The 21,657-nt window shown below is 60.4% G+C and carries 29 protein-coding genes; 8 read left to right on the top strand and 21 right to left on the bottom strand.

Annotation, left to right across the window (positions count from 1 at the left end; genetic code table 11):
* Positions 1 to 108 precede the first annotated feature (108 nt).
* The 5 genes from ccrA to Q1A89_RS08545 all read left to right on the top strand — a co-directional run bounded on the left by ccrA (position 109) and on the right by Q1A89_RS08545 (position 4,846).
* On the top strand, positions 109 to 1,401 hold the full coding sequence (gene ccrA / locus Q1A89_RS08565; RefSeq protein ID WP_299726296.1) for a crotonyl-CoA carboxylase/reductase: 1,293 nt from the start codon (positions 109 to 111) through the stop codon (positions 1,399 to 1,401).
* Between the two features lie 215 nt (positions 1,402 to 1,616).
* On the top strand, positions 1,617 to 1,823 hold the full coding sequence (locus Q1A89_RS08560; RefSeq protein WP_299726293.1) for a hypothetical protein: 207 nt from the start codon (positions 1,617 to 1,619) through the stop codon (positions 1,821 to 1,823).
* A complete protein-coding gene (locus tag Q1A89_RS08555; protein WP_299729092.1) occupies positions 1,771 to 2,490 on the top strand; it encodes an autoinducer binding domain-containing protein in 720 nt (239 codons plus the stop codon). The genes Q1A89_RS08560 and Q1A89_RS08555 overlap by 53 nt, the downstream gene beginning before the upstream one ends.
* Positions 2,491 to 2,603: 113 nt before the next feature.
* The gene (locus Q1A89_RS08550; RefSeq protein WP_299726290.1) at positions 2,604 to 3,239 is read left to right on the top strand and encodes an acyl-homoserine-lactone synthase; all 636 of its coding nucleotides are present in this window, start codon (positions 2,604 to 2,606) and stop codon (positions 3,237 to 3,239) included.
* A 74-nt stretch (positions 3,240 to 3,313) separates the two neighbouring features.
* The gene (locus tag Q1A89_RS08545; RefSeq protein WP_299726287.1) at positions 3,314 to 4,846 is read left to right on the top strand and encodes an AAA family ATPase; all 1,533 of its coding nucleotides are present in this window, start codon (positions 3,314 to 3,316) and stop codon (positions 4,844 to 4,846) included.
* Between the two features lie 75 nt (positions 4,847 to 4,921).
* Here the strand turns inward: Q1A89_RS08545 and Q1A89_RS08540 are convergent, their stop codons facing one another.
* From Q1A89_RS08540 to Q1A89_RS08475, 14 genes are all read right to left on the bottom strand, one after another.
* Complete coding sequence (locus Q1A89_RS08540) at positions 4,922 to 5,677, bottom strand: TIGR02186 family protein (protein ID WP_299726284.1); 756 nt, start codon at positions 5,675 to 5,677, stop codon at positions 4,922 to 4,924.
* Positions 5,677 to 6,591, bottom strand: coding sequence for a sulfite exporter TauE/SafE family protein (locus tag Q1A89_RS08535; RefSeq protein ID WP_299726281.1), 915 nt, complete (start codon positions 6,589 to 6,591; stop codon positions 5,677 to 5,679). Before Q1A89_RS08535 ends, Q1A89_RS08540 begins: the two co-directional genes overlap by 1 nt.
* 102 nt (positions 6,592 to 6,693) lie before the next feature.
* Positions 6,694 to 7,668: an ABC transporter permease gene (locus Q1A89_RS08530; protein ID WP_299726278.1), complete on the bottom strand. Its 975-nt coding sequence runs from the start codon at positions 7,666 to 7,668 to the stop codon at positions 6,694 to 6,696.
* A gap of 5 nt (positions 7,669 to 7,673) precedes the next feature.
* Positions 7,674 to 8,789, bottom strand: a complete 1,116-nt coding sequence (locus Q1A89_RS08525) for an ABC transporter permease (protein ID WP_299726275.1) — start codon at positions 8,787 to 8,789, stop codon at positions 7,674 to 7,676.
* A 1-nt stretch (position 8,790) separates the two neighbouring features.
* A complete protein-coding gene (locus Q1A89_RS08520) occupies positions 8,791 to 9,342 on the bottom strand; it encodes a hypothetical protein (protein ID WP_299726272.1) in 552 nt (183 codons plus the stop codon).
* A complete protein-coding gene (locus Q1A89_RS08515; RefSeq protein ID WP_299726269.1) occupies positions 9,339 to 10,868 on the bottom strand; it encodes an ABC transporter ATP-binding protein in 1,530 nt (509 codons plus the stop codon). Before Q1A89_RS08515 ends, Q1A89_RS08520 begins: the two co-directional genes overlap by 4 nt.
* Positions 10,869 to 10,945: 77 nt before the next feature.
* Positions 10,946 to 11,941, bottom strand: coding sequence for a BMP family ABC transporter substrate-binding protein (locus tag Q1A89_RS08510; RefSeq protein ID WP_299726266.1), 996 nt, complete (start codon positions 11,939 to 11,941; stop codon positions 10,946 to 10,948).
* Between the two features lie 197 nt (positions 11,942 to 12,138).
* Positions 12,139 to 12,585, bottom strand: coding sequence for a GNAT family N-acetyltransferase (locus tag Q1A89_RS08505; RefSeq protein WP_299726263.1), 447 nt, complete (start codon positions 12,583 to 12,585; stop codon positions 12,139 to 12,141).
* Positions 12,582 to 13,154, bottom strand: coding sequence for a tRNA (adenosine(37)-N6)-threonylcarbamoyltransferase complex dimerization subunit type 1 TsaB (tsaB, locus tag Q1A89_RS08500; RefSeq protein ID WP_299726261.1), 573 nt, complete (start codon positions 13,152 to 13,154; stop codon positions 12,582 to 12,584). The genes Q1A89_RS08505 and tsaB overlap by 4 nt, the downstream gene beginning before the upstream one ends.
* Positions 13,151 to 13,498 (bottom strand): GFA family protein, encoded by a 348-nt coding sequence (locus Q1A89_RS08495; RefSeq protein ID WP_299726259.1) that lies wholly within the window; start codon positions 13,496 to 13,498, stop codon positions 13,151 to 13,153. Before Q1A89_RS08495 ends, tsaB begins: the two co-directional genes overlap by 4 nt.
* Before the next feature lie 64 nt (positions 13,499 to 13,562).
* A complete protein-coding gene (locus Q1A89_RS08490) occupies positions 13,563 to 14,126 on the bottom strand; it encodes a NifU family protein (protein WP_299726256.1) in 564 nt (187 codons plus the stop codon).
* Between the two features lie 118 nt (positions 14,127 to 14,244).
* Complete coding sequence (locus Q1A89_RS08485) at positions 14,245 to 14,700, bottom strand: universal stress protein (protein ID WP_299726253.1); 456 nt, start codon at positions 14,698 to 14,700, stop codon at positions 14,245 to 14,247.
* 74 nt (positions 14,701 to 14,774) lie between these two features.
* A complete protein-coding gene (locus Q1A89_RS08480; RefSeq protein WP_299726250.1) occupies positions 14,775 to 15,635 on the bottom strand; it encodes a branched-chain amino acid aminotransferase in 861 nt (286 codons plus the stop codon).
* A 63-nt stretch (positions 15,636 to 15,698) separates the two neighbouring features.
* Complete coding sequence (locus Q1A89_RS08475) at positions 15,699 to 15,935, bottom strand: hypothetical protein (protein WP_299726247.1); 237 nt, start codon at positions 15,933 to 15,935, stop codon at positions 15,699 to 15,701.
* Positions 15,936 to 16,089: 154 nt separating this feature from the next.
* Here Q1A89_RS08475 and Q1A89_RS08470 point away from each other — a divergent pair, with 154 nt between their 5' ends.
* Positions 16,090 to 16,812 carry a M48 family metalloprotease gene (locus tag Q1A89_RS08470; RefSeq protein ID WP_299726244.1) on the top strand — a complete coding sequence of 241 codons (723 nt, stop codon included), beginning with the start codon at positions 16,090 to 16,092 and terminating at the stop codon, positions 16,810 to 16,812.
* 3 nt (positions 16,813 to 16,815) lie between these two features.
* On the opposite strand, the gene Q1A89_RS08465 is transcribed toward Q1A89_RS08470, so the two are convergent.
* A complete protein-coding gene (locus Q1A89_RS08465) occupies positions 16,816 to 17,094 on the bottom strand; it encodes a hypothetical protein (RefSeq protein WP_299726241.1) in 279 nt (92 codons plus the stop codon).
* Between the two features lie 92 nt (positions 17,095 to 17,186).
* Between Q1A89_RS08465 and Q1A89_RS08460 the strand changes: the two genes are divergently transcribed.
* Both Q1A89_RS08460 and Q1A89_RS08455 read left to right on the top strand, forming a co-directional pair.
* Positions 17,187 to 17,537: a YigZ family protein gene (locus Q1A89_RS08460; protein ID WP_299726238.1), complete on the top strand. Its 351-nt coding sequence runs from the start codon at positions 17,187 to 17,189 to the stop codon at positions 17,535 to 17,537.
* A 75-nt stretch (positions 17,538 to 17,612) separates the two neighbouring features.
* The gene (locus Q1A89_RS08455) at positions 17,613 to 17,873 is read left to right on the top strand and encodes a DUF6455 family protein (RefSeq protein ID WP_299726235.1); all 261 of its coding nucleotides are present in this window, start codon (positions 17,613 to 17,615) and stop codon (positions 17,871 to 17,873) included.
* On the opposite strand, the gene Q1A89_RS08450 is transcribed toward Q1A89_RS08455, so the two are convergent.
* The 6 genes from Q1A89_RS08450 to Q1A89_RS23490 form a co-directional block, all read right to left on the bottom strand.
* Positions 17,865 to 18,479, bottom strand: coding sequence for a hemolysin III family protein (locus tag Q1A89_RS08450; RefSeq protein WP_299726233.1), 615 nt, complete (start codon positions 18,477 to 18,479; stop codon positions 17,865 to 17,867). The genes Q1A89_RS08455 and Q1A89_RS08450 overlap by 9 nt on opposite strands.
* Positions 18,480 to 18,544: 65 nt before the next feature.
* Entirely contained in the window at positions 18,545 to 18,925 is a 381-nt protein-coding gene (locus tag Q1A89_RS08445; RefSeq protein ID WP_299726231.1) for a thiol-disulfide oxidoreductase DCC family protein, read from the bottom strand.
* A 58-nt stretch (positions 18,926 to 18,983) separates the two neighbouring features.
* Positions 18,984 to 19,331: a hypothetical protein gene (locus Q1A89_RS08440; protein ID WP_299726229.1), complete on the bottom strand. Its 348-nt coding sequence runs from the start codon at positions 19,329 to 19,331 to the stop codon at positions 18,984 to 18,986.
* Positions 19,332 to 19,443: 112 nt separating this feature from the next.
* Positions 19,444 to 19,683 carry a CDGSH iron-sulfur domain-containing protein gene (locus Q1A89_RS08435; RefSeq protein WP_299726227.1) on the bottom strand — a complete coding sequence of 80 codons (240 nt, stop codon included), beginning with the start codon at positions 19,681 to 19,683 and terminating at the stop codon, positions 19,444 to 19,446.
* Between the two features lie 402 nt (positions 19,684 to 20,085).
* Positions 20,086 to 20,952, bottom strand: coding sequence for a hypothetical protein (locus Q1A89_RS08430; RefSeq protein ID WP_299726224.1), 867 nt, complete (start codon positions 20,950 to 20,952; stop codon positions 20,086 to 20,088).
* 24 nt (positions 20,953 to 20,976) lie between these two features.
* Complete coding sequence (locus Q1A89_RS23490) at positions 20,977 to 21,060, bottom strand: VPLPA-CTERM sorting domain-containing protein (RefSeq protein ID WP_366524488.1); 84 nt, start codon at positions 21,058 to 21,060, stop codon at positions 20,977 to 20,979.
* Positions 21,061 to 21,657 lie beyond the last annotated feature (597 nt).

Genomic DNA, 21,657 nt, shown 5'->3' with positions numbered 1-21,657 from the left:
TTACAAAATCTGCATTAGAGTTGTTGCATTGTTGCGTGTAGGGTCATATTCAACCCTCAGACGCCGCGATTCTGCACTGCGGCATGTATTTCTGATCCGGAGGCTGACATGGCACTCGACCTTGCACCTGAGACAACCATCGCGCCCTATGAGGCACCCGAAAAAGACCTGTACGAGATGGGCGAAATGCCCCCGATGGGTTACGTCCCCAAGCAGATGTATGCATGGGCGATCCGCCGCGAGCGCCATGGCAACCCTGATACGGCCATGCTGCAAGAGGTGGTCGATGTGCCGACACTGGACAGCAATGATGTGCTCGTTCTCGTGATGGCCGCAGGGGTGAACTATAACGGCGTGTGGGCCGCTCTGGGCCAGCCGATCAGCCCTTTTGACGGGCACAAGCAACCCTATCACATCGCCGGATCGGATGCCGCGGGCATCGTCTGGGCCGTGGGGGACCGGGTCAAACGCTGGAAAGTCGGCGACGAGGTCGTGGTGCATTGCAACCAGGATGACGGCGACGACGAACACTGCAACGGAGGCGATCCGATGTATTCGCCCACCCAGCGCATCTGGGGTTACGAGACACCGGACGGGTCCTTTGGCCAGTTCACCCGCGTGCAAAGCCAGCAGCTGATGCCGCGCCCCAAGCACCTGACCTGGGAGGAAAGCGCGTGCTACACGCTGACGCTTGCCACCGCTTACAGGATGCTGTTCGGGCACGAACCCCACGACCTCAAGCCCGGCCAGAACGTGCTGGTCTGGGGCGCGTCGGGTGGCCTGGGGTCTTATGCGATCCAGTTGATCAACACGGCAGGGGCCAATGCGATCGGCGTCATCTCGGATGAAAGCAAGCGCGACTTTGTGATGGATCTGGGCGCCAAGGGCGTGCTCAACCGCAAGGATTTCAACTGCTGGGGGCAAATGCCCACGGTGAACACGCCCGAGTACGCAGAGTGGTTCAAGGAAGCGCGCAAGTTTGGCAAGGCGATCTGGGACATCACCGGCAAGGGCGTGAATGTCGACATGGTGTTCGAGCATCCCGGCGAGGCGACGTTCCCTGTCTCGACCTTCGTGTGCAAAAAGGGCGGTATGGTCGTGATCTGCGCGGGCACCACCGGGTTCAACTGCACCTTTGACGTCCGTTATATGTGGATGCACCAAAAACGTCTGCAGGGCAGCCACTTTGCGCACCTACAGCAAGCCTCGGCCGCCAACCAGCTAATGGTCGAGCGCCGCCTTGATCCGTGCATGTCCGAAGTCTTCACCTGGGAAGACCTGCCGCTGGCGCACATGAAGATGCTGCGCAACGAGCATAAACCGGGCAACATGAGCGTTCTGGTCCAGTCCCCCAAGATGGGTCTGCGCACGCTCGAAGACGCTCTTGAGGCACGACGTTAATTGTAATACACGCTAGAGGCGAGTTTTTACACCCGCGAATCACCTCTGGGTTTCGCGGGTGTTCTTCGTTTCAAAGGCGGATGATTGCCTTCAAGGGGTTAGAAATTCGACCCTCACTATTTCTGGGGAGTAGAAATAGGCGAATTTTACCAAAGGAATAGCACATGCTATAGTTGTGTTAATCTTTCGTTAACCACTGGGAAGTGAGTCTGTACATGAGAAGTGACTGGATACTGGACGTTCTAACGGACCTCAAGACCTTTGCCCGCGCCAACAATATGCCAATCCTGGCAGAACAGTTGGATGACTCTGCAATCGTCGCAATGGCCGAGATCGCCGCGATGAAGGATGTTAAAAATGCTCAGCGCCATGACGGCGACACAGCCGTTGGAAGCCATCTTGGAGGAGCTGGAACAAGCTGAGGGGCTTGCAGGACTTCAGGCCGCGACCGAAGCCCTGCGGATCCACTATCAGATCGATCATGTCATCTATCACTGGGTGGACTCAGCAGGAGATCAGTATGGCTGCGGAACGTATTCGGACACTTGGCGCAATCGCTACTTGGAACTCAACTATCTTCGCGTGGATCCGGTCATCATTGGCTGCTTTCAACGCTTTCACCCCGTGGACTGGAAACGCCTTGACTGGTCCAGCAAGGCAGCCCGTGCTTTCAAGAGCGACGCCATCGAACACGGCGTCGGCAATCAGGGGTTCTCGGTACCCATACGGGGGCCAAACGGGCAATTTGCACTCTTTACCGTCAACCACACGTGCGACGACGCACATTGGGCGGAATGGACGGAACTTCACCGGCGGGATCTGATCCTGATCGCGCATTACTTCAACGAAAAAGCACTGGATTTCGAACCCGAACGCACCCCCGAACAATCCCAGGCCCTCAGCCCGCGCGAGATCGACGCGATGACCTTACTGGCCATGGGATACAGCCGCGCACAGGTGGCCGACACGCTGTCGATATCGGAACATACCTTGCGGGTTTATATCGAAAGTGCCCGGTTCAAACTGGGTGCCATGAACACCACCCACGCCGTTGCCCGCGCGATGAGTCGCGGGTTGATCGTGGTCTGAAACCCCCCGTTGCGCGGGGGGAGAACTTGTCGTTCGCATATATGAACAGGTGTTAACGAACGCTTGGGTAATACTTCGGTCATGCCTTCCCCGGTCTGACAAGGAGTTCCCAAATGCTGCGTTACGTTTATGCCTCTGATCTCGTCGATTACCCCAAACTTGCCCGCACCATGTTTCGCGACCGCGCGGACCAGTTCAAAACACGGCTCGGCTGGGAGGTGAACGTCGACGCCGAAGGCTGCGAACGTGACGAATATGACGATCTCAATCCACTTTACGTGATCTGGGAAGAACCCGATGGCAGCCATGGCGGTTCCATGCGGTTTCTACCCACAACGGGACGCACAATGGTGAATGAACACTTTGGCGATCTCATTTCGGGCCCCATAACCAGCCCGGCGATTTGGGAGTGCACGCGGTTCTGCCTGACCCGCGGTGCCGGAGGACATGTGGCAGCGGCCCTGATGCTGGGCGGCGGCGAGATCATGCAGAATTTCGGTGTGGAGCATTTTGTCGGCGTCTTTGATGCCCGCATGGTGCGCATCTATCGCATGATCGGGTCGTCGCCCGAAGTGCTGGGCAGCGCCGGAACCGGGCGCGATCAGATCAGCGTCGGACTATGGCATTTCGACCCCGATGCCGCCGAAAAAGTGGCCGAGCGGGCAGGGGTTCCGCTTGCGCGGTCACGCCAGTGGTTTGACCACGCCTTTGGCGCGCAGACCCCCATCACATTTGCGCGCAGCGCCTGACCATAGACTGATTTGATACCGCGATCCGTCGGATCGCACTGGTCCATGGTGCGGCCCCTCTGTAGGGTCGCGCCATGACGACGTCCCTTGCCCTTTCCGATGATCAGGCCGGTGCCTATGACGCCGTGACGGACATGCTGCGCAGTGCGGGCATTGATCTGGACGACGCCCTTCTGACCCCGCCGAAATCCTCCGCCACCTCCGTGATGGCGATCACCGGCAAGGCCGGTTCGGGCAAGTCGTTGTTGCTGGCCGAGCTTTACAAGGCGTTGGAAGCGGCAGGGGTCGATATCGTCTCGGGCGACTACGAGTCCCGCAAAAGACGCGACAAGCGCACCCTCGCCATCCTCGCCCCGACCAACAAGGCAGCCAGCGTTTTGCGCTTTCGCGGCGTGCCGGCCACGACGATCCACCGGATTCTCTACACGCCCGTCTATGACCCCGAATACGAACGGATCGCCGAGTGGCTTGCAGGCAATGGCGAACGCCCCGAAGTCGAAGGGCTGACCGAGATGGCGCTCGACCGGGCCTATACGTTTTACCAATCCAACAAATCCATCCCCGGCGCTTTGGCGGCCGCAGGTCTGCGCGGCTCGGACTTCATTACGGGATGGAAACGGCGCGAAGAGCCGCTCGACATCGGGTTCATCGACGAATCCTCGATGCTGGATGACAAGCAGTTCGAAGACCTCAAGGAGATCTTTCCCACCCTGTTGCTGTTTGGCGATCCGGCGCAGCTCGCCCCGGTGAACCAGTCCGGCACCATGGTGTTCGAAAAGCTGCCCGCCCCCCGCGTGCTGCATCTCAACCGCATTCACCGACAGGCGGAGGGCAACCCGATCCTTGATCTGGCCCATGCACTGTCCGACCCGGAAGTCGATTTCTATCGCTTCGAAAAGATGGTGGAAGAGGCCGCTGCCCGCGATGACCGCGTCGTCTGGGGCCAGCGGGTCGAGGTTGATCTGATGGCGCGCAGCCCTGTGTTGGTCTGGCGCAACGCCACGCGCATCCGGCTGATCAACGCCTTTCGCAACGTCCACGGCGCCCCCGAAGACGCGCTGCTGGAAGGCGAGCCACTGATCTGCGACGGGCTGGAACTGCCGCTGAAACACCGCAAGAAACGGCTCGACCTCGAGGCGCGCGGGCTGATCAAGGGCGCGCAAGTGATATTCTTGGGCGAGGGGCGCAAGCCCGGCTTTTCCCGTCTGCACGTGATGGGCGCCGAAGACCCGCAAGTGTCCGCCGCCTCCATCGTCAAAATCGAAAAGCCGGATGAAGAGGAACCGTTCATCCCCTTCGCAGCTCGCATGGGAGCGACATTCCTGCACGGGGCGGCGGTCACCATCCACAAGGCGCAAGGCTCGCAATGGGACACGGTGCAGGTCTTTGCCCCGGACCTCTACGGCGCGGCGCGCATGGGGCGCAGCGAGGCGGGCCAACCTTTGTGGAAGCGGCTGGCCTATGTGGCCATTACCCGCGCGCAGGAACGGCTGATCTGGGTGGTGCGCAACCGCCTGGCCAAGCCCACAGGCCCTCTGACGGTCGATGATCTGCGCAGCACGCCAGCGGCCCCGCTCACTTTAGATGCACCGGACCCGGAGTTCTGACCAGAGTTTCTTCTGACGAAAAATACCACGAGGAGCGCGAGGGGCTGGCCCCTCGTTCCGACACGGCAGCGGCGATCAGTTGCGCAGCAGGGAAAACGCGGCAGACGCGCCCCAACCGGCAAAGATTGCGATGGCCAGCGACATCAGCCCATAGACCATCGGCTGTTCGCGGCTGAGCGAAAACAGCCAGCGTTCCAGTCCGACCTTGCGCACGTCGATGCTGGTCTCGTAGTCGGAAATCACCACGCCGTCGCGGGTCAGGAAAATGCGGGTCGCATAAGCCCCTTCTGTCAGCGCCGAGGGCAGTTGGATGCGGGTGCGGAACAGGGTTTGTTCGTCCACCACCACAGCCCCTTCGAGCAACAGGAAACTGCCCGCCCGTTCGCGAATGCGCAGCAGCGCGTTCACGTAGCTGCTGGCGTCGATCACTTCGGTCGGTGCGCTGATAGCCTCGATCATGCTGGGGACTGAGACTTTGTATTGCAGGTTGTCGCGGATGCTCAGCACCTCGTCGAACGGCCCGCTTGTGGCCACTGCGTAATAGCTGGGTGCGGCTTCGATATCGACGCCTTCGGTGTTGACCCAGATGCCAAAGCGCCGTTCCTTGCGCCGCACGGTGACGGGCAGCGGCGGGCCAGAGATTGTGACAATCACGCCCAGATCACCCTCGGGGATTGTGGTTTCGCGCTTGACCGCGCCAAAGACAAAAATCTCGGAGCCGTCAAAGCTGGTGGTGATCGCCACCTCGTCCTGGCTGAGGCCGAGCACCACTTCTTCGGCGGTGATGGCTGTTGGCAGGATCAGCAGCAAAAGGGCGAACAGAGTGCGCATCAGTGGCCTCCTGACGCAGCGATGGTGAAGAATTCGCTTGGCGTGACCAAGAGGTCAAAGGCCAGTTTGCCACAGACCGCCAGCACCATCAGGGCCAGCAGGATGCGCAGCTGTTCAGCCTTCATCTTTACCCCGATGCGGGTGCCGATCTGCGCCCCGACGACGCCACCCACCAGCAGCAGAACGGCCAGCACGATGTCGACGGTAAAGTTCGTTGTGGCGTGCAGCATGGTCGTGAATGCGGTCACAAAGATGATCTGGAACAGCGATGTGCCCACAACAACCTTGGTCGGCATGCCCAGCAGGTAGATCATCGCAGGCACCATGATAAACCCGCCGCCCACACCCATGATGGCGGCCAGAACACCCACGCACAGCCCCACAAGCACCGGCGGAATGACCGAAATATAAAGGCCCGACACCCGGAACCGCATCTTGAATGGCAGTTTGTGGATCCAGTTGTGTTTCTTGCGGGTGGGCACTTTGCCCTTCTTGGTGTTGCGGATGGCATTCAGGGATTCGATGAACATCAGCCCGCCGATGATGCCCAGAAACAGCACGTAGCAAAGCTTGACCAGCAGATCGACCTGTCCCAGCGACTTGAGATAGTTGAACAGCACCACGCCAAGGGCGGCCCCGATGAGGCCCCCCACCAGCAGGACACAGCCCATCCTGAGGTCCACCGTCTTTCGTTTCAGATGGGCCAGAACCCCGGAAAAGGACGATGCCACGATCTGGTTGGCTTCGGTGGCCACGGCCACGGCCGGAGGGATGCCGATAAAGAACAAGAGCGGCGTCATCAAAAATCCGCCGCCGACCCCGAACATCCCCGAAAGAATGCCCACCAGGCCGCCCAACCCCAACAGGAGGAACGCATTGACCGAAACCTCGGCGATGGGGAGGTAGATTTGCATACCCTTCTTTGGCGCTCCGGCGCGGGTAAATCAAGGTGTCTCGCCGCTCTGCAGCAAACTGGCGATGTGAAAGTCGGAAAACTGGACCTACGACAGGGTCTGTCAGCGTTCTTTCACGTAAGGCTCACCCCCCGCACGGGGCGGAATCGCCTTGCCGACGAATCCGGCGAGGATGACAACGGTCAGGATGTAGGGCATCGCATCCAGCAATTGCACCTGTACCTTGAAGCCAAGCGCGCCCTCGATGATGTCGGGCCGCAGGGCGATGGCCTGCAGATATCCAAACAACAGCGTCGCCCACAGCGCATGCCAGGGCCGCCATTTGGCAAAGATCAGGGCCGCAAGTGCAATGAACCCGCGCCCGGCGGTCATGTCCTTGACGAAGCCTGCCTGCAGCCCGGTGGCGAGATAGGCCCCGGCAATGCCGCACAGGATCCCGCAGATGCCCACGGCGGCAAAGCGCAAGGTGACAACCGACACCCCCGCTGTATCCACGGCTGCGGGGTTTTCGCCCACGGCACGCAGGCGCAGGCCAAATCGGGTGCGGAACAGGATGTACCACGTGCCCGGCACGCACAGCAGCGCGACATAGACAAGGATCGAGTGCCCCGAAATCAGCTCGGCATAGATGGGCCCGAAAACGGGCACGTTGCTGAGGGCCTCGGCAAAGGGCAGGGTGATCGGCTCGAACCGACCGCCACCGATCAGGGACGGGGTGCGCCCACCTTGCTGGAACCAGCTTTGGGCAATCAGCACGGTCAGGCCCGCGGCAAGGAAATTGATCGCAACGCCCGAAATCAGCTGGTTGCCTCGGAAGGTGATCGAGGCAAGCCCATGCACGGCAGACAGAACCAGCGACGCAGCCACCCCGGCCAGCAACCCGATCCAGACCGACCCGGTCATCGCCGCAAGGGCCGCCGAGAAAAAGGCCGCCGCCAGCATCTTGCCCTCAAGACCGATGTCGAAAATCCCGCCCCGTTCGGAAAACAGCCCCGCAAGGCAGGCCAGCAGCAGCGGCGTGGCCAACCGCACGGTGGTGTCGAGGACGGACAGATCAAAGAGTGCGAAAAATCCCATGTCCCTTACTCCGCCGCTGTCGATTTGGGGCTGCGGGATGCGCGCAGCGCCAGGAATATGCGTTCAAGCGGCATGCGCACCATGTTGTCGAGTGCGCCGGTGAACAGGATCACGAGAGCCTGGATGACGACGATCAATTCACGCGGGATCGACGTCCAAAGCGCGAGTTCGGCGCCCCCCTGATAGAGAAAGCCAAAGAGAATCGCGGCCAGAAACACACCCACCGGGTGGCTGCGCCCCATCAGGGCCACGGCGATGCCGATGAACCCGGCGCCTTCGACGGCGTTCAGCACCAGACGCTCGGCCTCGCCCATGACGTTGTTGATGGCCATCATGCCCGCAAGCCCGCCCGAGATCAGCATGGCGATCATGGTGATGCGCACCGCGCCGATGCCTGCATAGCGCGCCGCGCGCTGGGATTTGCCATAGGATCGGATCTCAAGACCCAGCGGCGTGCGCCAGATCAGCAGCCAGACCAGCACGCAGGCGATCACCGCGATCACCAGCGACACATTGGCCGGGGCAGCCTTGGAAAAGGCGATGCCAAAGGGCGCGAGCAGTTCATGCAACGAGGGCAGATGCACGGCCTCGGGAAAGCGCTCGGTCGCAGGGTCCATGCTGCCCGCAGGGCGCAGTACGTTGACCAGCGTGTAGTTCAGCACGGCTGCGGCGATAAAGTTGAACATGATCGTGGTGATCACGATATGGCTGCCGCGTTTGGCCTGTAGATAGGCTGGGATCGCGGCCCAAAGTGCGCCAAACAGGGCCGAACCGACCACGGCGGCAAGTACGGCGATGGTCCAATGTGGCCATGGAATGAACAGGCACACAAGGGCAACGCCAAGCCCGCCCAGCATCGCCTGACCCTCGCCACCAATGTTGAACAGGCCCGCGTGAATGGCGACAGCCACAGCCAGCCCGGTGAACATGAAATTCGTCGCGTAATACAGGGTATAGCCCCAGCCATAGGTCGACCCCAGCGCGCCCGAAACCATCAGTTTGACGGCGGCGACGGGGTCCTCTCCGATGGCGAGGATCACAAGGGCCGACAGGATCGCCGCCAGCAGCAGCGAGATCAGCGGCACAAGGGTGACCTCGGCCCATTTTGGCATCACGTCCATGTCAGTTCTCCTCGACCACAAAGCCGGAAAAGGCGGGCCGCCCCCCGGCCAGAGAGGCAAGGATGCGTGCATAAGGCGCGCGCCAGTCGTCCACCGAAATGCTCTCGGTGCTGCCTGCGTGATAGACCCACAGCCCCGCAATAAAGCAGCGCAGCGTGTCCTGCGGCTGGCCGACGCCACTGTCGTGGATCACCATCAGCACATCCGTGTCGTCAAAGCGGTGGCGCGAGACGTCACAGGGGCTGGCAACGGATGCGACCTGTGCGATGGAGTTGGCGAGCGGTCCTGGCAGAGCGGTGCGCAGCTTTTCCGAGGCGGCGCCGTCTTCGACCAACCCGTTGCCCGAGCGGAACTCAAGGCGTGAGGCCTTGCGCTGGCCCGAGGTGCGCGGCGCCATCATTGCGAATGTCGTGGCCAGTGTCATCAGGGTGGATTGGGCGGTCTCGTCTTCGGCGTTGATCGAGATGTCGAAGCGGTCCAACTCGGTCTGGCTGGTCGCTGTGGTGGCCACGCAGGTCACCGCCACCGCCAAAGCCGTCAAATAGCGTTTCATGCTGCGTCCCCGCTTACTCCGGCCATCAACAGGCCGAGCTCTTTTTCATTGGTCTGTTCCGGCATCCGCTCGCCCATGACCTGCCCGTCGAACATGACGGCGACGCGGTCGGCGAGGCTCAGGATTTCCTCCAGCTCGACCGACACCAGCAGGATCGCCTTGCCCTGATCGCGCAGCGCAACAATTTGCTGGTGGATGAATTCGATGGCCCCGATGTCCACGCCGCGTGTGGGCTGGCCGATCAGCAGCAGGTCGGGATTGCGCTCGATCTCGCGGGCCAGAACGATCTTTTGCTGGTTGCCGCCAGAGAAATTCTTGGCCGCCAGATGCGGATGCGGCGGGCGGACGTCAAAGCGGTCCATCTTGGCTTGCGTTTCGGCCTTGATCGCGGCGTTGTTGGACAGCATGCCGGATTGATAGGCAGGATCGTGGTGATAGCCGAAGGCAGTGTTTTCCCACGCCGAAAAGTCCATGATTAGACCTTCGCGCTGGCGGTCTTCGGGCACGTGTGCGATGCCGCGCGCGCGGCGCGAGCGACCATCCGAGTTTTTGCCGGACAGTTCAACCGGTTGCCCGTTCAGGGTGATTGTGCCGGTGCCGTGCGCATAACCGCCCAGCACCTCAAGCAGTTCGGACTGGCCGTTGCCCGCCACGCCCGCAATGCCAAGGATTTCCCCGGCCCGCACCTGCAGATCAATGCCGCGCAGCCGTTCAACCTTTTGATCGTCAACGACGCGCAAGCCTTTGATATCAAGAACAACATCACCCGGTTTGGCAGGCGTCTTGTCGACACGCAGCAGCACTTTGCGCCCCACCATCAACTCGGCCAGATGCTCGGGCGAGGTTTCGGCCGTCTTGACCGTCGCGGTCATTTCGCCGCGCCGCATCACGCTGACGGTGTCGGTTGTGTCCATGATCTCGCGCAGCTTGTGGGTGATCAGGATGATGGTTTTGCCCTCTTCGCGCAGGCGGCCCAGAATGCGGAACAGCTGGTCGGCCTCGGACGGGGTCAGCACGCCGGTGGGCTCGTCCAGGATCAGGATGTCGGCCTGCCGATAGAGCGCCTTGAGGATTTCGACCCGCTGTTGCATGCCCACGCCGATCTCTTCGATCAGTGCGTCGGGGTCGACGTTCAATTCGTATTCGGCGGCCAGTTCGATGAGCGACTTGCGCGCTTTGGCCAGCGACGGTTTCAGAAACCCGCCATCTTCGGCCCCGAGAATGATGTTTTCCAGAACGGTAAAGTTCTCGACCAGTTTGAAGTGCTGGAACACCATGCCGATACCGGCGGCAATGGCGGCCTGGCTGTCGGGGATCTCGGTGCGGTTTCCGGCGATGTAGATCTCGCCCGCGTCCGCCTTGTAAAACCCGTAGAGGATCGACATCAGCGTTGATTTGCCCGCGCCGTTTTCGCCGATGATGCCGTGGATCGTGCCCGGCATGACGCTGATCGAAATGTCTTTGTTGGCTTGTACCGGACCGAAGGCTTTGGAAATGCCTTTGAGTTCAATGGCGGGGGCGGTCATATCAATTTGTTTCCCGGCTAGTCAAAAGGGCCGCGCCACAAGAACATGCGGCACGGCCCGAATGTTATCGGATCAGATCAGAAGTCCAGAACAGGACAGCTGTCATCCGACATGTAGTCATGCACGGCCAACTCGCCGCTGGCGATCTTGTCCGACGCCTCGTCCACCGCGTTGCGCATGGAGGCAGGGACCAGATCGGCGTTGTGCTCGTCCAGCGCATAGCCGACGCCGCCATTGGCCAGACCCATCACCTGGAACCCGGTTTCCATGTCAACGCCATCCGAGAATGCCTCGTAAACGGCGTTGTCCACCCGCTTCATCATCGATGTCAGAACCTTGCCCGAGTGCAGGTAGTTCTGGTTGCTGTCGACGCCGATGGACAGGATGCCTTCGTCGGCGGCTGTCTGCAGCACGCCCACGCCAGTGCCGCCCGCCGCGGCATAGACCACGTCAGCACCCTGGCTGATCTGGGCCTTGGTCAGTTCGGAACCCTTGACGGGGTCATTCCACGCGGCTGGTGTTGTGCCGGTCATGTTGGCCACAATCGTGGCATCCGCGTTCACAGCCTTGACGCCTTGGGCATAGCCGCAGGCGAATTTACGGATCAGCGGGATGTCCATGCCGCCGATAAAGCCGACAGTGTCGGATTCCGAAGCCATCGCGGCCATCATGCCGACAAGGTAGGACCCCTCATGCTCGTTGAACACGACCGAGCGGACGTTCGGTGCGTCAACGACCATGTCGATGATGGTGAATTTGGTGTCGGGATAATCCGCCGCCACCTGACCCAGTGCGTCAGCAAAGGCAAAGCCTGCCATGACGATCGGGTTCGCGCCCGCTTCGGCAAAGCGGCGCAGGGCCTGCTCGCGCTGTGCTTCGGATTGCAGTTCGATTTCGCGAAATGTGCCGCCGGTTGTGTCGGCCCAGCGCTTGGCGCCGTTGAAGGCCGCTTCGTTAAAGGATTTGTCAAATTTTCCACCAAGATCGAAGATCAGGGCGGGATCGGCAGTGGCAACACCTGCCGTCAGGGCCAGTGCAGCGCTTGCGCCGAGGAATTTCTGCATGAGTGTCATGTGGACATGTCTCCCGTGTTTTATGTTTGGGGCGGCACCAGCAGCACGGTGCGCCCGGGATCGCAGTGATCAGGCGGGATTAGGCCGCAGGGGCGGGGTGGGGTCAACCGCTTTTTAGTGGCACGGGCAGGCATCACGGGCTGACCTTGCGATACGCTGAACCTTTGTGCGGTGTGCTGTTTGCCCCTGAACTGGCCCTAGCGTGACCGGCTGTCGATGGGTTTTTGAAAGCTGGAAACGGGCAGGTCCACGCGCAGGATCAGCGCATCGACTGCCTGACCCGCGCGTTTGTAATAGCCTGTGCGGCGCGCCACTTCGTCAAAGCCGAACCGGGCATAAAGCCTTATGGCCGCAGTGTTATCCGCCGCCACTTCGAGGAATGCCGTTCCGGCGCGGGTCTGGGCGTCGCCCATCCAGCGTTGCATCAGCGCCTTCGCCACGCCTTGACGGCGATGGTCGGGATGGGTGGCGATGGTCAGCAGTTCCGCCTCACCCGCAACCGCCCGCCACAGGGCAAAGCCATGGGCGGCATCCGTCAGGTGACAATGTGGGCTGTCGAGCAGCGCGGCGAACTCTTCTGCCGACCACGGCCTGTCTTGTGTAAAGGCTGCGGCGTGCAAATCGGCGAGGTTTTGCGGCGTCACGACAGCACGCGCGGCGGCGCATCGCGGGCCGGGGCGGCATCCGGCGGGCGGACATAATAGGGCGCAGGCGGCGGCGCGGAGGCGGGCCAGATGCGCGCCGCATGAAGGGCGACGCCCACCGCCAGATCGGCGGGGCTTGGCGCTGGTGCGGGTGCGGTGACGGCGTCTGCGGGGATTAGGTGTGCGTCGCCCTCATCGTGGACATAGACCATGTCGCGGGGTGCTGGGATGGTGATCGTGCGACCCTGGGGTGCGGCATGCACGCGCGCGTCGAATCCGGTCACGCCGTAGGCCGGAATACCAAGGCCCAGGGCCAGCCCGCGCGCAGCTGAGACGCCGATGCGCAGCCCCGTGAAGTTGCCCGGTCCGGTCCCGACGGCAATGGCCGACAGATCGGCCCAAGTCTTGCCCTCAGCGGTTAGCAATTCTTGCAACAGATCCATCAACCGTTCGGCCTGTCCGCGCGCCATGTCCTCTCCGACGGCGCGCAAGGGGGTCTCGCCCAAGGTCAAAGCCGCAGCGCAATGAGGCCCGGACGTGTCAAAGCCGAGGATCAGCGGTGCGCTCATGTTGCTGGCCCTCGCAGGCGGGTGCGTGCGGTGCCCGGCGAGCGCGGCAGGTCGTCTTCGATATGCAACCAGGGCAGCGCGCTGTTCGCGTGGCTGTGCAGGACGGGGGCCAGCGCATCGGCCTGATCGATGATCCCGAGTGGGACATAGACCTGCCCGGCAAGGTAGTCGAAGGCGGCGGCCAAAGGTGATCCGCAGGTTTCACAAGTCCAGCGCCGCACGCCGCCCAGTTGCAAAAGGCGATCGGGCAGATTGGGGACCACGGCGGCCTCGTCAAAGGCGGCGAAGGCGGCGACCGGTCCGCCGGTCCAGCGGCGACAATCGCTGCAATGACAATAGGCCACCGTTTCCGATGGCCCTTGGATCGTCAGTCGTGAGGCGCCGCAATAACAGCGGGCCGTGAATGTCTCAGACGGCAACGGGACGCACTTCTGTGACCTCGGGGATGTAGTGGCGCAGCAGGTTCTCGATGCCCATCTTGAGGGTCAGGGTCGAGGACGGGCAGCCCGCGCAGGCGCCTTGCATGTGCAGGTAGACCACACCGCGGTCAAAGCCGTGGAAGGTGATGTCGCCACCATCCTGCGCCACGGCGGGGCGCACGCGGCTGTCCAGCAATTCCTTGATCTGACCAACCACAACGCCGTCTTCACCATCATGTTCTGCATGGCCAGACGCAGGGGCGTGGCCGTCATCCATCACCGGCTGGCCGGATTGGAAATGCTCCATGATCGCACCCAGAAGGGCCGGTTTGATGTGGTCCCAATCGACGCTGTCGGCCTTGGTCACCGTGACAAAATCGGTGCCAAAGAACACGCCTGTCACACCCTCGACGGCAAAGACACGCTGCGCCAGCGGCGACTTGGCCGCCGCCTCGGCGGTCGGGAAATCTGCGGTGCCGACCTCAAGAACGGTCTGGCCGGGCAGGAATTTCAGCGTGGCCGGGTTGGGTGTGGATTCGGTTTGAATGAACATGGCGCATCTCCTGAGTGCTTCTGTCGGATATGCGCCTGCGCAGCGGCTGAGTCAAGGTTTGGAACGGTTCTAAACTGCGCAGCGGGCTGTGCGCAGGCGTGATCGGCGCACAAGCGTGTCAGGTGATCGCTTCGAGCCGTTCCTTGCTCAAATCACCGGGCACGATGGTGATCGGGATGGGCAGATTGCCTGCATTGCGGGTCAGTTGGGTGACCAGCGGGCCGGGGCCCTTCTTGTCGGTGCCCGCGCCCAGCACCAGAACGCCAATTTCGCCGTCCTCGTGCACCTGCGCCATGATTTCGTCGACAGGCGGGCCCTCGCGGATGACCAGTTGCGGGTCGACCCCCTGTTTGTCGCGCATCCACTTGGCGAACACCTCGAAATGGGCGTGAATCCGTTCGCGGGCCTCCTCACGCATGACGGCGCCGACGCCGATCCAATGGTTGAACTCGTCCGGCGGAATCACCGACAGAATCGCTACACCACCCCCCGTATGGGCCGCGCGCATCGCGGCAAAGCGCATGGCGTTCAGACACTCACGGCTGTCATCGAGAACCACTAGAAATTTGCGCATGTCAGGCCTCTTTTGATCTGCAGGGGCCAACATGACGGCCCAACGGGCCAGTGGCAATGGAAAGTTGAGGGTTGTCAGATGGTCGCGGCCCAATCCCAATACATCTCGCGCACACGACGGGTGACCGGACCAACCTGATATTGCGTATCTTCAAAGGCGGTCACGGGTGTGACTTTCATCATGTTGCCCGACAGGAACACCTCGTCCGCGTCAGCAAAATCGGCAAAGCCGAGGACGGATTCGTGCACCTCCATCCCGTCGGCGCGCATGTTTGTCATGTGCCGCGCGCGGGTGATCCCGGCCAGGAACGTGCCGTTGGGGATCGGCGTGAACACGGCGCCATCCTTGACCATGAACACGTTGGCCGTCGCACTTTCCGCCACATTGCCCATCGCATCGGCCACCAGCGCATTGCCAAAGCCGCGTGCGCGGACCTCGGTCAGCATGCGGGCGTTGTTGGGATAGAGGCAGCCTGCCTTGGCGTTTACGACATTGTCCTCCAGCACCGGGCGGCGAAACCGGGTGCGCCCAAGCGTGGTCGAGGCGTTCTGGTCGGCCATTGGTATGGCCTCAAGACAGATGGCAAACCCGGTCGCCTCCGGTTTCGGCACGATGCCAGAGGCGTCCCCGTCCAGCGCCCAGTACATCGGGCGGATATAGACCGCCTCGTCCGGCCCATAGGCCTTGAGACCCTCGCGGGCGATGTCGACAATCTGTTCGGTGGATTGGGTCGGGGTGATCATCAGCGCCTCGGCCGAGGCATTCACCCGCGCGCAATGGGCCTCGAGGTCCGGCGCGCGCCCGTCAAAGTACCGCGCCCCGTCAAACACGGTGGTGCCAAGCCAGCTGCCATGATCGGCAGCGCGCATGATGGCGACATCCTCGTCATGCCATGCGCCGTTGAAATAGGTGCGGATATGAGTGCCGACGGACATGGGGCAGGCCTTTCGTTTGGTTGGGCGGTGGCGAGCAGAAACAGGTCACGGTTCCAGACCTGTTCAGTCGACCTGCCGCAGTTGATAGACCCCTTCGGGCAGATCGAGGGCGGCGGCCAGATCGCGCACCTGTTCGGGTGACAGCGTGATGCGCACCACCTGATCAGTGCGTGTGTCGAACTGTTCGACGGTGATACATTCTGCAAAGCTGTTGACGATCACATCCTCTTGCAGCGGGGCCGCGCCCTCGTCCACCAGCGTGATCACCGTTGCGTCAAATTCGTGCTCGATCGTAAACATTTGGCAAGGCTAAAACATGTGCGCCACTTTGCAAAGAGTGGCCCGCTATGGGGCAAAGGGTTGATCGGGGCTGCAACCCGCATATTTGCGTGGTATTCAGGAACTGGCTGGTGGCCAAGATGTGCGTCCGGCGTGGTTGAAGAAGGAATGTGTTATGATCCGATTTGTGGCCGCTTTGGCGATCCTGACCTTTGTGGCGGCGTGTGATGATGTCGTCATCAGCTCAGCACCCACCTCCACCGGGCCGGCGACCGCGCCCGCCGATGTGCCCGACGAGTTGCGCACCCGCGACCAGACAGGACGCGCCTTTGCCAGTGTCGTGGGTCGGGTCGAACCGATTGCGGAACGCGAATGCCGCGCGCGCACCAATGGTGTGAACTGCGACTTCCGCATTCTTGTGGACGACCGGCCCAACCAGCCTGCCAACGCCTTCCAGACGCTGGATGAAAACGAACGCCCGATCATTGTCTTTACCCTTGCGCTGCTGGACGAGGCGCGCAACGCCGACGAAATCGCCTTTGTCATGGGCCACGAGGCCGCGCACCACATCCGTGGTCATATTGCCCGGCAGCGGCAGAACGCGGCGGCGGGTGCGGTGATCTTTGGTGGTCTGGCCTCGATCGGCGGGGGCGACGTTTCGGCCGTCGAATCCGCACAGCGGATCGGGGCGCAAGTGGGAGCGCGGTCCTATTCCAAGGATTTCGAGCTTGAAGCCGATGCTTTGGGTACAGTGATCACGTCGCGGGCGGGGTACAATCCGATCAAAGGCTCTGAATTCTTCAACCGTATTCCTGATCCCGGTGACCGATTCCTTGGAACGCACCCGCCCAATGCACAGCGCATCGAAACGGTGCGCCGGACGGCGGCGGGGCTTTAGGTCTCACGCGACGCGCGACACGCCGCGGCGCAAGCGCATCACCAACCCCACGCTGGACATGATCACCCAAAAGATCTGGATCAACGCCGCGGCGAGGTTGAAGCTGGCGGCCAGCCCGATCAGCACACAGCTGGCCGCCACGAGATTGATGGCGAAATAGGTGGCACAGCTGCTGGTGCGCCAATGCAGAGTCAGAAGGCTGTAGTTCAGAATGTACAAGGCAAAGCCAAACAGACCGATTGCGTTCAAAACAGCCACGGGGACGCTGTCAAAAATGGGCATGGGTGAAATCCGGTGACAGAAAATTGGATGATCGTTCAATGCACTGTGCCTAGCACGCCATGCGTGTGTCGTCTGGTCCGGGAAACCCTACCTTGAAACAGTTGGGCCGCATTCTGACGGATCGCGGATCGAAATATGCGGTTTCGGGCTGTCCGGTGACCGACCGGGCGGGCATTGACGCAGGCCTCGCCCTGCTCAAGTCGGAACGGAGCTATGCCAAGGCCACCCACAACACATGGGGCGCCTGTCTGAGCGTGGGCGGTCCGATCAAGGGCGATGACGGCGAGACGGGCGCGGGGATGGTGATCCTGCGCATGCTCGAGCGCGAAGGGCTGCAGGATCACCTGGTCGTGGTGACTCGCTGGTATGGTGGCAAGCATCTGGGCGGAGATCGGTTCCGCCACGTGCAGACCTGCGTGCGGGCCTATCTGGACAGTCTTTGATCTGGATCAAGGACGCCTGCGGACCCACCCGGCATCCTCTTCGCAACCTCATCCCGTTGGAAGGAAGTGTTTCTCATGTCCAGTACCCGTCTCAAGCGTCACGCAACCGTTGTGGACAACATGGCAGCCGCGCGGGGGATCGATCTGCAAGAGATCGCGTTGCGCGGGGACCTCTCGCCTGCTGACATCTCGGACCTTGTGATCCGATGTTCCGGCTGCACGCAGACCACACATTGTGAACAGTGGCTGGCCGAGCAGGTCGGCACGGTATCCGCAACCCCGCATTATTGCCGCAACGCGCATGATTTCGACGAATTGGCCGCCCGCTCAGGCTGAGACGCTGACAGAAACGGCGGCGAAAAAGCAGGTCGAGGCGGCCAGCACGACCCCGTGCCACACCGCGTTCTGATACCGCATCTGCGGATAGCGATAGACAAGTGTGCCAAGTGAATACAGCACACCGCCCCCGATGATCAGCCCGACAGCGACAGAGGGCAAGGTCTGTGTCATGGGCCAGATCAGCAACAGACTGGCCCAGCCCATCCCCAGATAGACCGGCAGCGACCCACGCGCATCCGCCGCCCAAAAGCTGAGCTTGGCCACGGCGCCAATCAGCGCCACCAGCCACACCCCCGCCAGTACCACATAGGCAAAGGCCGATCCGATCAGCACCACGAGCGGCGTGTAAGTCCCTGCGATCTTGAAATAAATCGCGGCATGATCGATGCGGCGAAAGAGTGGGCGCAAAGTCTCGCCCGGCAACAGGTGGTAGAGAGCAGAAGCGACAAAGGAAAAGAACAGGAACCCGGCATAGATGCTGGTGGCGGCGATCTGGGTCGGACCTTCGGTCTGCGCCACATGGATCAGCAGGATCACGCCCGCACCAAGGGCAAGTAACAGACCCAACACATGAATCGACGCATCTGCAAGAGTTTCACGCATGGAATAGGGGTACGGCATCGGCTCAGACTGACAAGGGTTACCGCCTCAGTCTAGGCCTGCAAATGTCACGATTGTGTTGACGTCGCGCCAACACGACGCAGGTGCCAGTGATAAATCAACGGCGCAAGGATATGGTCATAGGTGAGACAGGCCAGCCGGTGCACCCCGGGCAGCGCCACCAGCCGCGCCAGCCAGCGGTACCGCGGCATGTCTTGCCACAGCACGATGAAGGCTGGAATGCCCCGATACATCTGCCCGCCCTTCAGAACATAAAGCCTGCGGGCGGCGTCATCCCGGCTCAGCCCCCAGTCGTCCAGCGCGCCATGGTTCAGATCTTCGAAACGGATGGGCAGGGCCGAGCGATCCGCATAGGCCGCGTAGTGGTTGATCTCGAAACTGCACACGGGGCAGTCGCCATTGTAAAGAACGCGGGTTTCGTCGGTCATATTTGGGATGTAGGGCCGGGGCCGCTTTGGCCAAAGAGGCATTGCGCCGCAGGCCGCATTAGCGCGGTTTGTTCCCGTCGATCCAGCGCGACATCATTACCTTGTCCTTGAAACACTCCGCCGGAATCTGGCGCCGTTTCAGGCGGGCAATCCGTTCTGCAAACTGCACCTGCTTGGCGCTTGGGTAGGCCGAGAACTTGCCCTGAGGTGCCTGTTTTACCCGGTCGATCCACGCCGACAGACCCGCCTTGTCTCGCAACAGTGCGGCGGGCAATACCTGCCCCGTTCTGGCTGCAAGCGCGCGGGCAAAGGCGATCTGCTTTTCCGTCGCCGCCTCCGGCGTCTTGATCGGCAAGGCCCCCTGTGCGGGGTCGAAAAGGCCGGGCTGATGCGCGTGATAGGACATCGTGTTCTCCGCTCTCTATCGGAAGAACAAATATAGAACATATAATTCAAATTGCAAGTATCGCGTGAGGTCGAGGCGGGCAGATGACACCTCCGCCTTACGGGGATAAGGATCAGAGCTTGGCGTGCGAGCCGTCGCAGAGCGGTCTTTTGCCTGTCGCCTTGCAGCCGCAAAAGAACACCTTCTTGCTTTCCTCGGCCGTGTATTTTTCCGGGTTCATCCCGGTGTCCTTGTGCGACCCATCGCAGAACGGCTGGTTGGCCGAATGCCCGCAGGCGCACCAGAAATAGGATTTTCCGGCTTCGACTTCGACAGGATAAGGGGCTTTTTGTGCGATTTTGGGCGTGGTCATGGGGGTCTCCGTTTCAGGGTGGCGATACGTCACCGGGTCTTGATGGCATGCCGCACTTCAAATGGAGAAGAAGAAAGTGCGGGGCGGTCGGCTTAGTGATGGCAATGATGATGCCGTCTCTTGTGCGTATTGAGGGCGAGCGTATTGTGCCGCCGGCCTGTAATGCCAAGACCAATCAGATTGGCAACTCGGTTAGGCGGACTGTCGATTTACTGGCATCCTTGACTTGCTTCCGATCCTGTTAGATCAGAGCAGCACTTCAACGAGTGACGGCTTTGAGCCCAATTTTGACGGTAGGCGTGTGGTGTACAAAAGTCCGCTTCGGGGAAATCAAGCCAATTCACTTAATACTATTGGCAAAAGTGTTTGTGCGTCGACCGGAGCTATAACGGGGTAAGTCCACTATTTGGCAGATAGTTTCATGCCGCCACTTGGGACTTTGAACACCCAACTCTGTTTGACTTTAGTGGATTGCATCGTTGCTGCTTCTTTATTGGTAATTTTTTTCCCACCAGCCGAAAGCACCCCCCACTCAAGCCCTAGGCCGATTTCAGCGCTATCACCAAATTTTTTACTTGCTTGCTTGAGGCCTTCGACCTCAAGCGGAACTTTAGTAGGCAGAAGCTCCGCGGACAACGTTAATTGTTTGCCCTTTAACGCATAATTGATACCTCGCTCACTCACTTTCAGCTTCTTGGCAACAGGTTTGATTTTGACATGGACGTAGCCTTTCTCCGGGATCATCACGCCTCGAACTCGAACGCGTCCGCCTGACATTTTCTTCGTGAATGTCGCCTCCCGTGATTTTTGTGACCGAACGCTGATTTCAATAGAGTTTTTGTCGAGGGACTGATTTTCCCAATTGGAAGCGTCTAAGACAATATCAGCTTCGACAAGCCCTTGAGCCGCACCAGATTTTTCGTATTCTTTCTCCAGCTTCTGTACAGCTGAATGCATATGCACTGCGATTGGATATGCCCAAGTGAGCGAAGAATGAACGTTATAGTGGGGATCGTCCTTCGTTTTTTTAACTTCATCTTGCTTTAGTAGCCCCCTAGCTTCTTTAATTATGAAATCTAGTTCCCAACCCATACCTTCGTACTGGGGCTCCTTCAGCGAGCAAAGCTTTATGGCAGATTTTTCCATTTTCTTTAGGCTACCAATTGTTTTTGAAGAAAATTTTCCTTTATTGAAACGATGCTTCGAGAACTTAAGAGCTGAGCCAACAAACCCTGTCAATTCTTTCGCCTGCTTAATAATGTCAGTCATAATTGCCTCTTACTCTTCGTAGGTTCAGCTCTTGCGGCGACGTCCCGCCATGCTAAGGTCACCGAGAGCGGCCAAAAGCAACGGCTGGGAGGTTGGCAAAGGGGCCACCCTTCACAAGATGCGGGCCCTTTGGGTTTTTGTAAGCTCAGCTGCTAAGCCCCTGAAAATCAGGCGCATATCCTAACAATTCGGCCAAAGTCGAAATTTTTTTGCCATGAATCTCATATACGGGATTTTTCCCGTAATTAACGCTACGTCATGTTCTAAACAATTGATACAGCTAATTCGTGTCTCTCAGTCTGCCCTTGGCACTGCCGCAGCGAACGGCATTTTTGTCAGCATCGCAACCCCTCACAGCGATAATGGGACTACCGGCCCTATCGGATATACGAGCCTTAACAGGGCCCTGGAAATCAGTTTACGATTTGCGCCTTCAGGGGTTTAAAAAGACGCATTTGGACTTTTCTCGGGTACTTGACGCTCAGCCGCCTCATACATCATGCGGGTCGTGGTGCGGGCCGCGCTGATGCTGCAAAGCGGACCTTGGCGCAGCCGCACCGAAGGGCCGCTATGTCCCGCAGACTGTGAGTTCGAACAGCCTTGATTTTTGCACAGTCGACGAATGGCATGTGTGGATGGCTCCTGCATAGCAAGTCCTTTTTGATCTAATTTGTGCACTTGTCAGAAGCAGTCATGTGTCCGGCC

Source organism: uncultured Tateyamaria sp. (assembly GCF_947503045.1).
Taxonomy (GTDB): Bacteria; Pseudomonadota; Alphaproteobacteria; order Rhodobacterales; family Rhodobacteraceae; genus Tateyamaria.
This window is presented reverse-complemented; position numbering and strand designations above follow the sequence as displayed.

Bases quoted from the DNA above. Each gene is read 5' to 3' on its own strand.
- Q1A89_RS08465 (WP_299726241.1), bottom strand. From the start codon at position 17,094: ATGCCCATTTTTGACAGCGTCCCCGTGGCTGTTTTGAACGCAATCGGT.
- Q1A89_RS08555 (WP_299729092.1), top strand. From the start codon at position 1,771: ATGACGGCGACACAGCCGTTGGAAGCCATCTTGGAGGAGCTGGAACAA.
- Q1A89_RS08490 (WP_299726256.1), bottom strand. From the start codon at position 14,126: ATGTTCATTCAAACCGAATCCACACCCAACCCGGCCACGCTGAAATTC.
- Q1A89_RS08510 (WP_299726266.1), bottom strand. From the start codon at position 11,941: ATGACACTCATGCAGAAATTCCTCGGCGCAAGCGCTGCACTGGCCCTG.
- Q1A89_RS08550 (WP_299726290.1), top strand. From the start codon at position 2,604: ATGCTGCGTTACGTTTATGCCTCTGATCTCGTCGATTACCCCAAACTT.
- Q1A89_RS08515 (WP_299726269.1), bottom strand. From the start codon at position 10,868: ATGACCGCCCCCGCCATTGAACTCAAAGGCATTTCCAAAGCCTTCGGT.
- Q1A89_RS08520 (WP_299726272.1), bottom strand. From the start codon at position 9,342: ATGAAACGCTATTTGACGGCTTTGGCGGTGGCGGTGACCTGCGTGGCC.
- Q1A89_RS08540 (WP_299726284.1), bottom strand. From the start codon at position 5,677: ATGCGCACTCTGTTCGCCCTTTTGCTGCTGATCCTGCCAACAGCCATC.
- Q1A89_RS08560 (WP_299726293.1), top strand. From the start codon at position 1,617: ATGAGAAGTGACTGGATACTGGACGTTCTAACGGACCTCAAGACCTTT.
- tsaB (WP_299726261.1), bottom strand. From the start codon at position 13,154: ATGAGCGCACCGCTGATCCTCGGCTTTGACACGTCCGGGCCTCATTGC.
- Q1A89_RS08535 (WP_299726281.1), bottom strand. From the start codon at position 6,591: ATGCAAATCTACCTCCCCATCGCCGAGGTTTCGGTCAATGCGTTCCTC.
- Q1A89_RS08455 (WP_299726235.1), top strand. From the start codon at position 17,613: ATGTCCAGTACCCGTCTCAAGCGTCACGCAACCGTTGTGGACAACATG.
- Q1A89_RS08480 (WP_299726250.1), bottom strand. From the start codon at position 15,635: ATGTCCGTCGGCACTCATATCCGCACCTATTTCAACGGCGCATGGCAT.
- Q1A89_RS08485 (WP_299726253.1), bottom strand. From the start codon at position 14,700: ATGCGCAAATTTCTAGTGGTTCTCGATGACAGCCGTGAGTGTCTGAAC.
- Q1A89_RS08445 (WP_299726231.1), bottom strand. From the start codon at position 18,925: ATGACCGACGAAACCCGCGTTCTTTACAATGGCGACTGCCCCGTGTGC.
- ccrA (WP_299726296.1), top strand. From the start codon at position 109: ATGGCACTCGACCTTGCACCTGAGACAACCATCGCGCCCTATGAGGCA.
- Q1A89_RS08525 (WP_299726275.1), bottom strand. From the start codon at position 8,789: ATGGACGTGATGCCAAAATGGGCCGAGGTCACCCTTGTGCCGCTGATC.
- Q1A89_RS08435 (WP_299726227.1), bottom strand. From the start codon at position 19,683: ATGACCACGCCCAAAATCGCACAAAAAGCCCCTTATCCTGTCGAAGTC.
- Q1A89_RS08530 (WP_299726278.1), bottom strand. From the start codon at position 7,668: ATGGGATTTTTCGCACTCTTTGATCTGTCCGTCCTCGACACCACCGTG.
- Q1A89_RS08440 (WP_299726229.1), bottom strand. From the start codon at position 19,331: ATGTCCTATCACGCGCATCAGCCCGGCCTTTTCGACCCCGCACAGGGG.
- Q1A89_RS08470 (WP_299726244.1), top strand. From the start codon at position 16,090: ATGATCCGATTTGTGGCCGCTTTGGCGATCCTGACCTTTGTGGCGGCG.
- Q1A89_RS08545 (WP_299726287.1), top strand. From the start codon at position 3,314: ATGACGACGTCCCTTGCCCTTTCCGATGATCAGGCCGGTGCCTATGAC.
- Q1A89_RS08475 (WP_299726247.1), bottom strand. From the start codon at position 15,935: ATGTTTACGATCGAGCACGAATTTGACGCAACGGTGATCACGCTGGTG.
- Q1A89_RS08430 (WP_299726224.1), bottom strand. From the start codon at position 20,952: ATGACTGACATTATTAAGCAGGCGAAAGAATTGACAGGGTTTGTTGGC.
- Q1A89_RS08450 (WP_299726233.1), bottom strand. From the start codon at position 18,479: ATGCGTGAAACTCTTGCAGATGCGTCGATTCATGTGTTGGGTCTGTTA.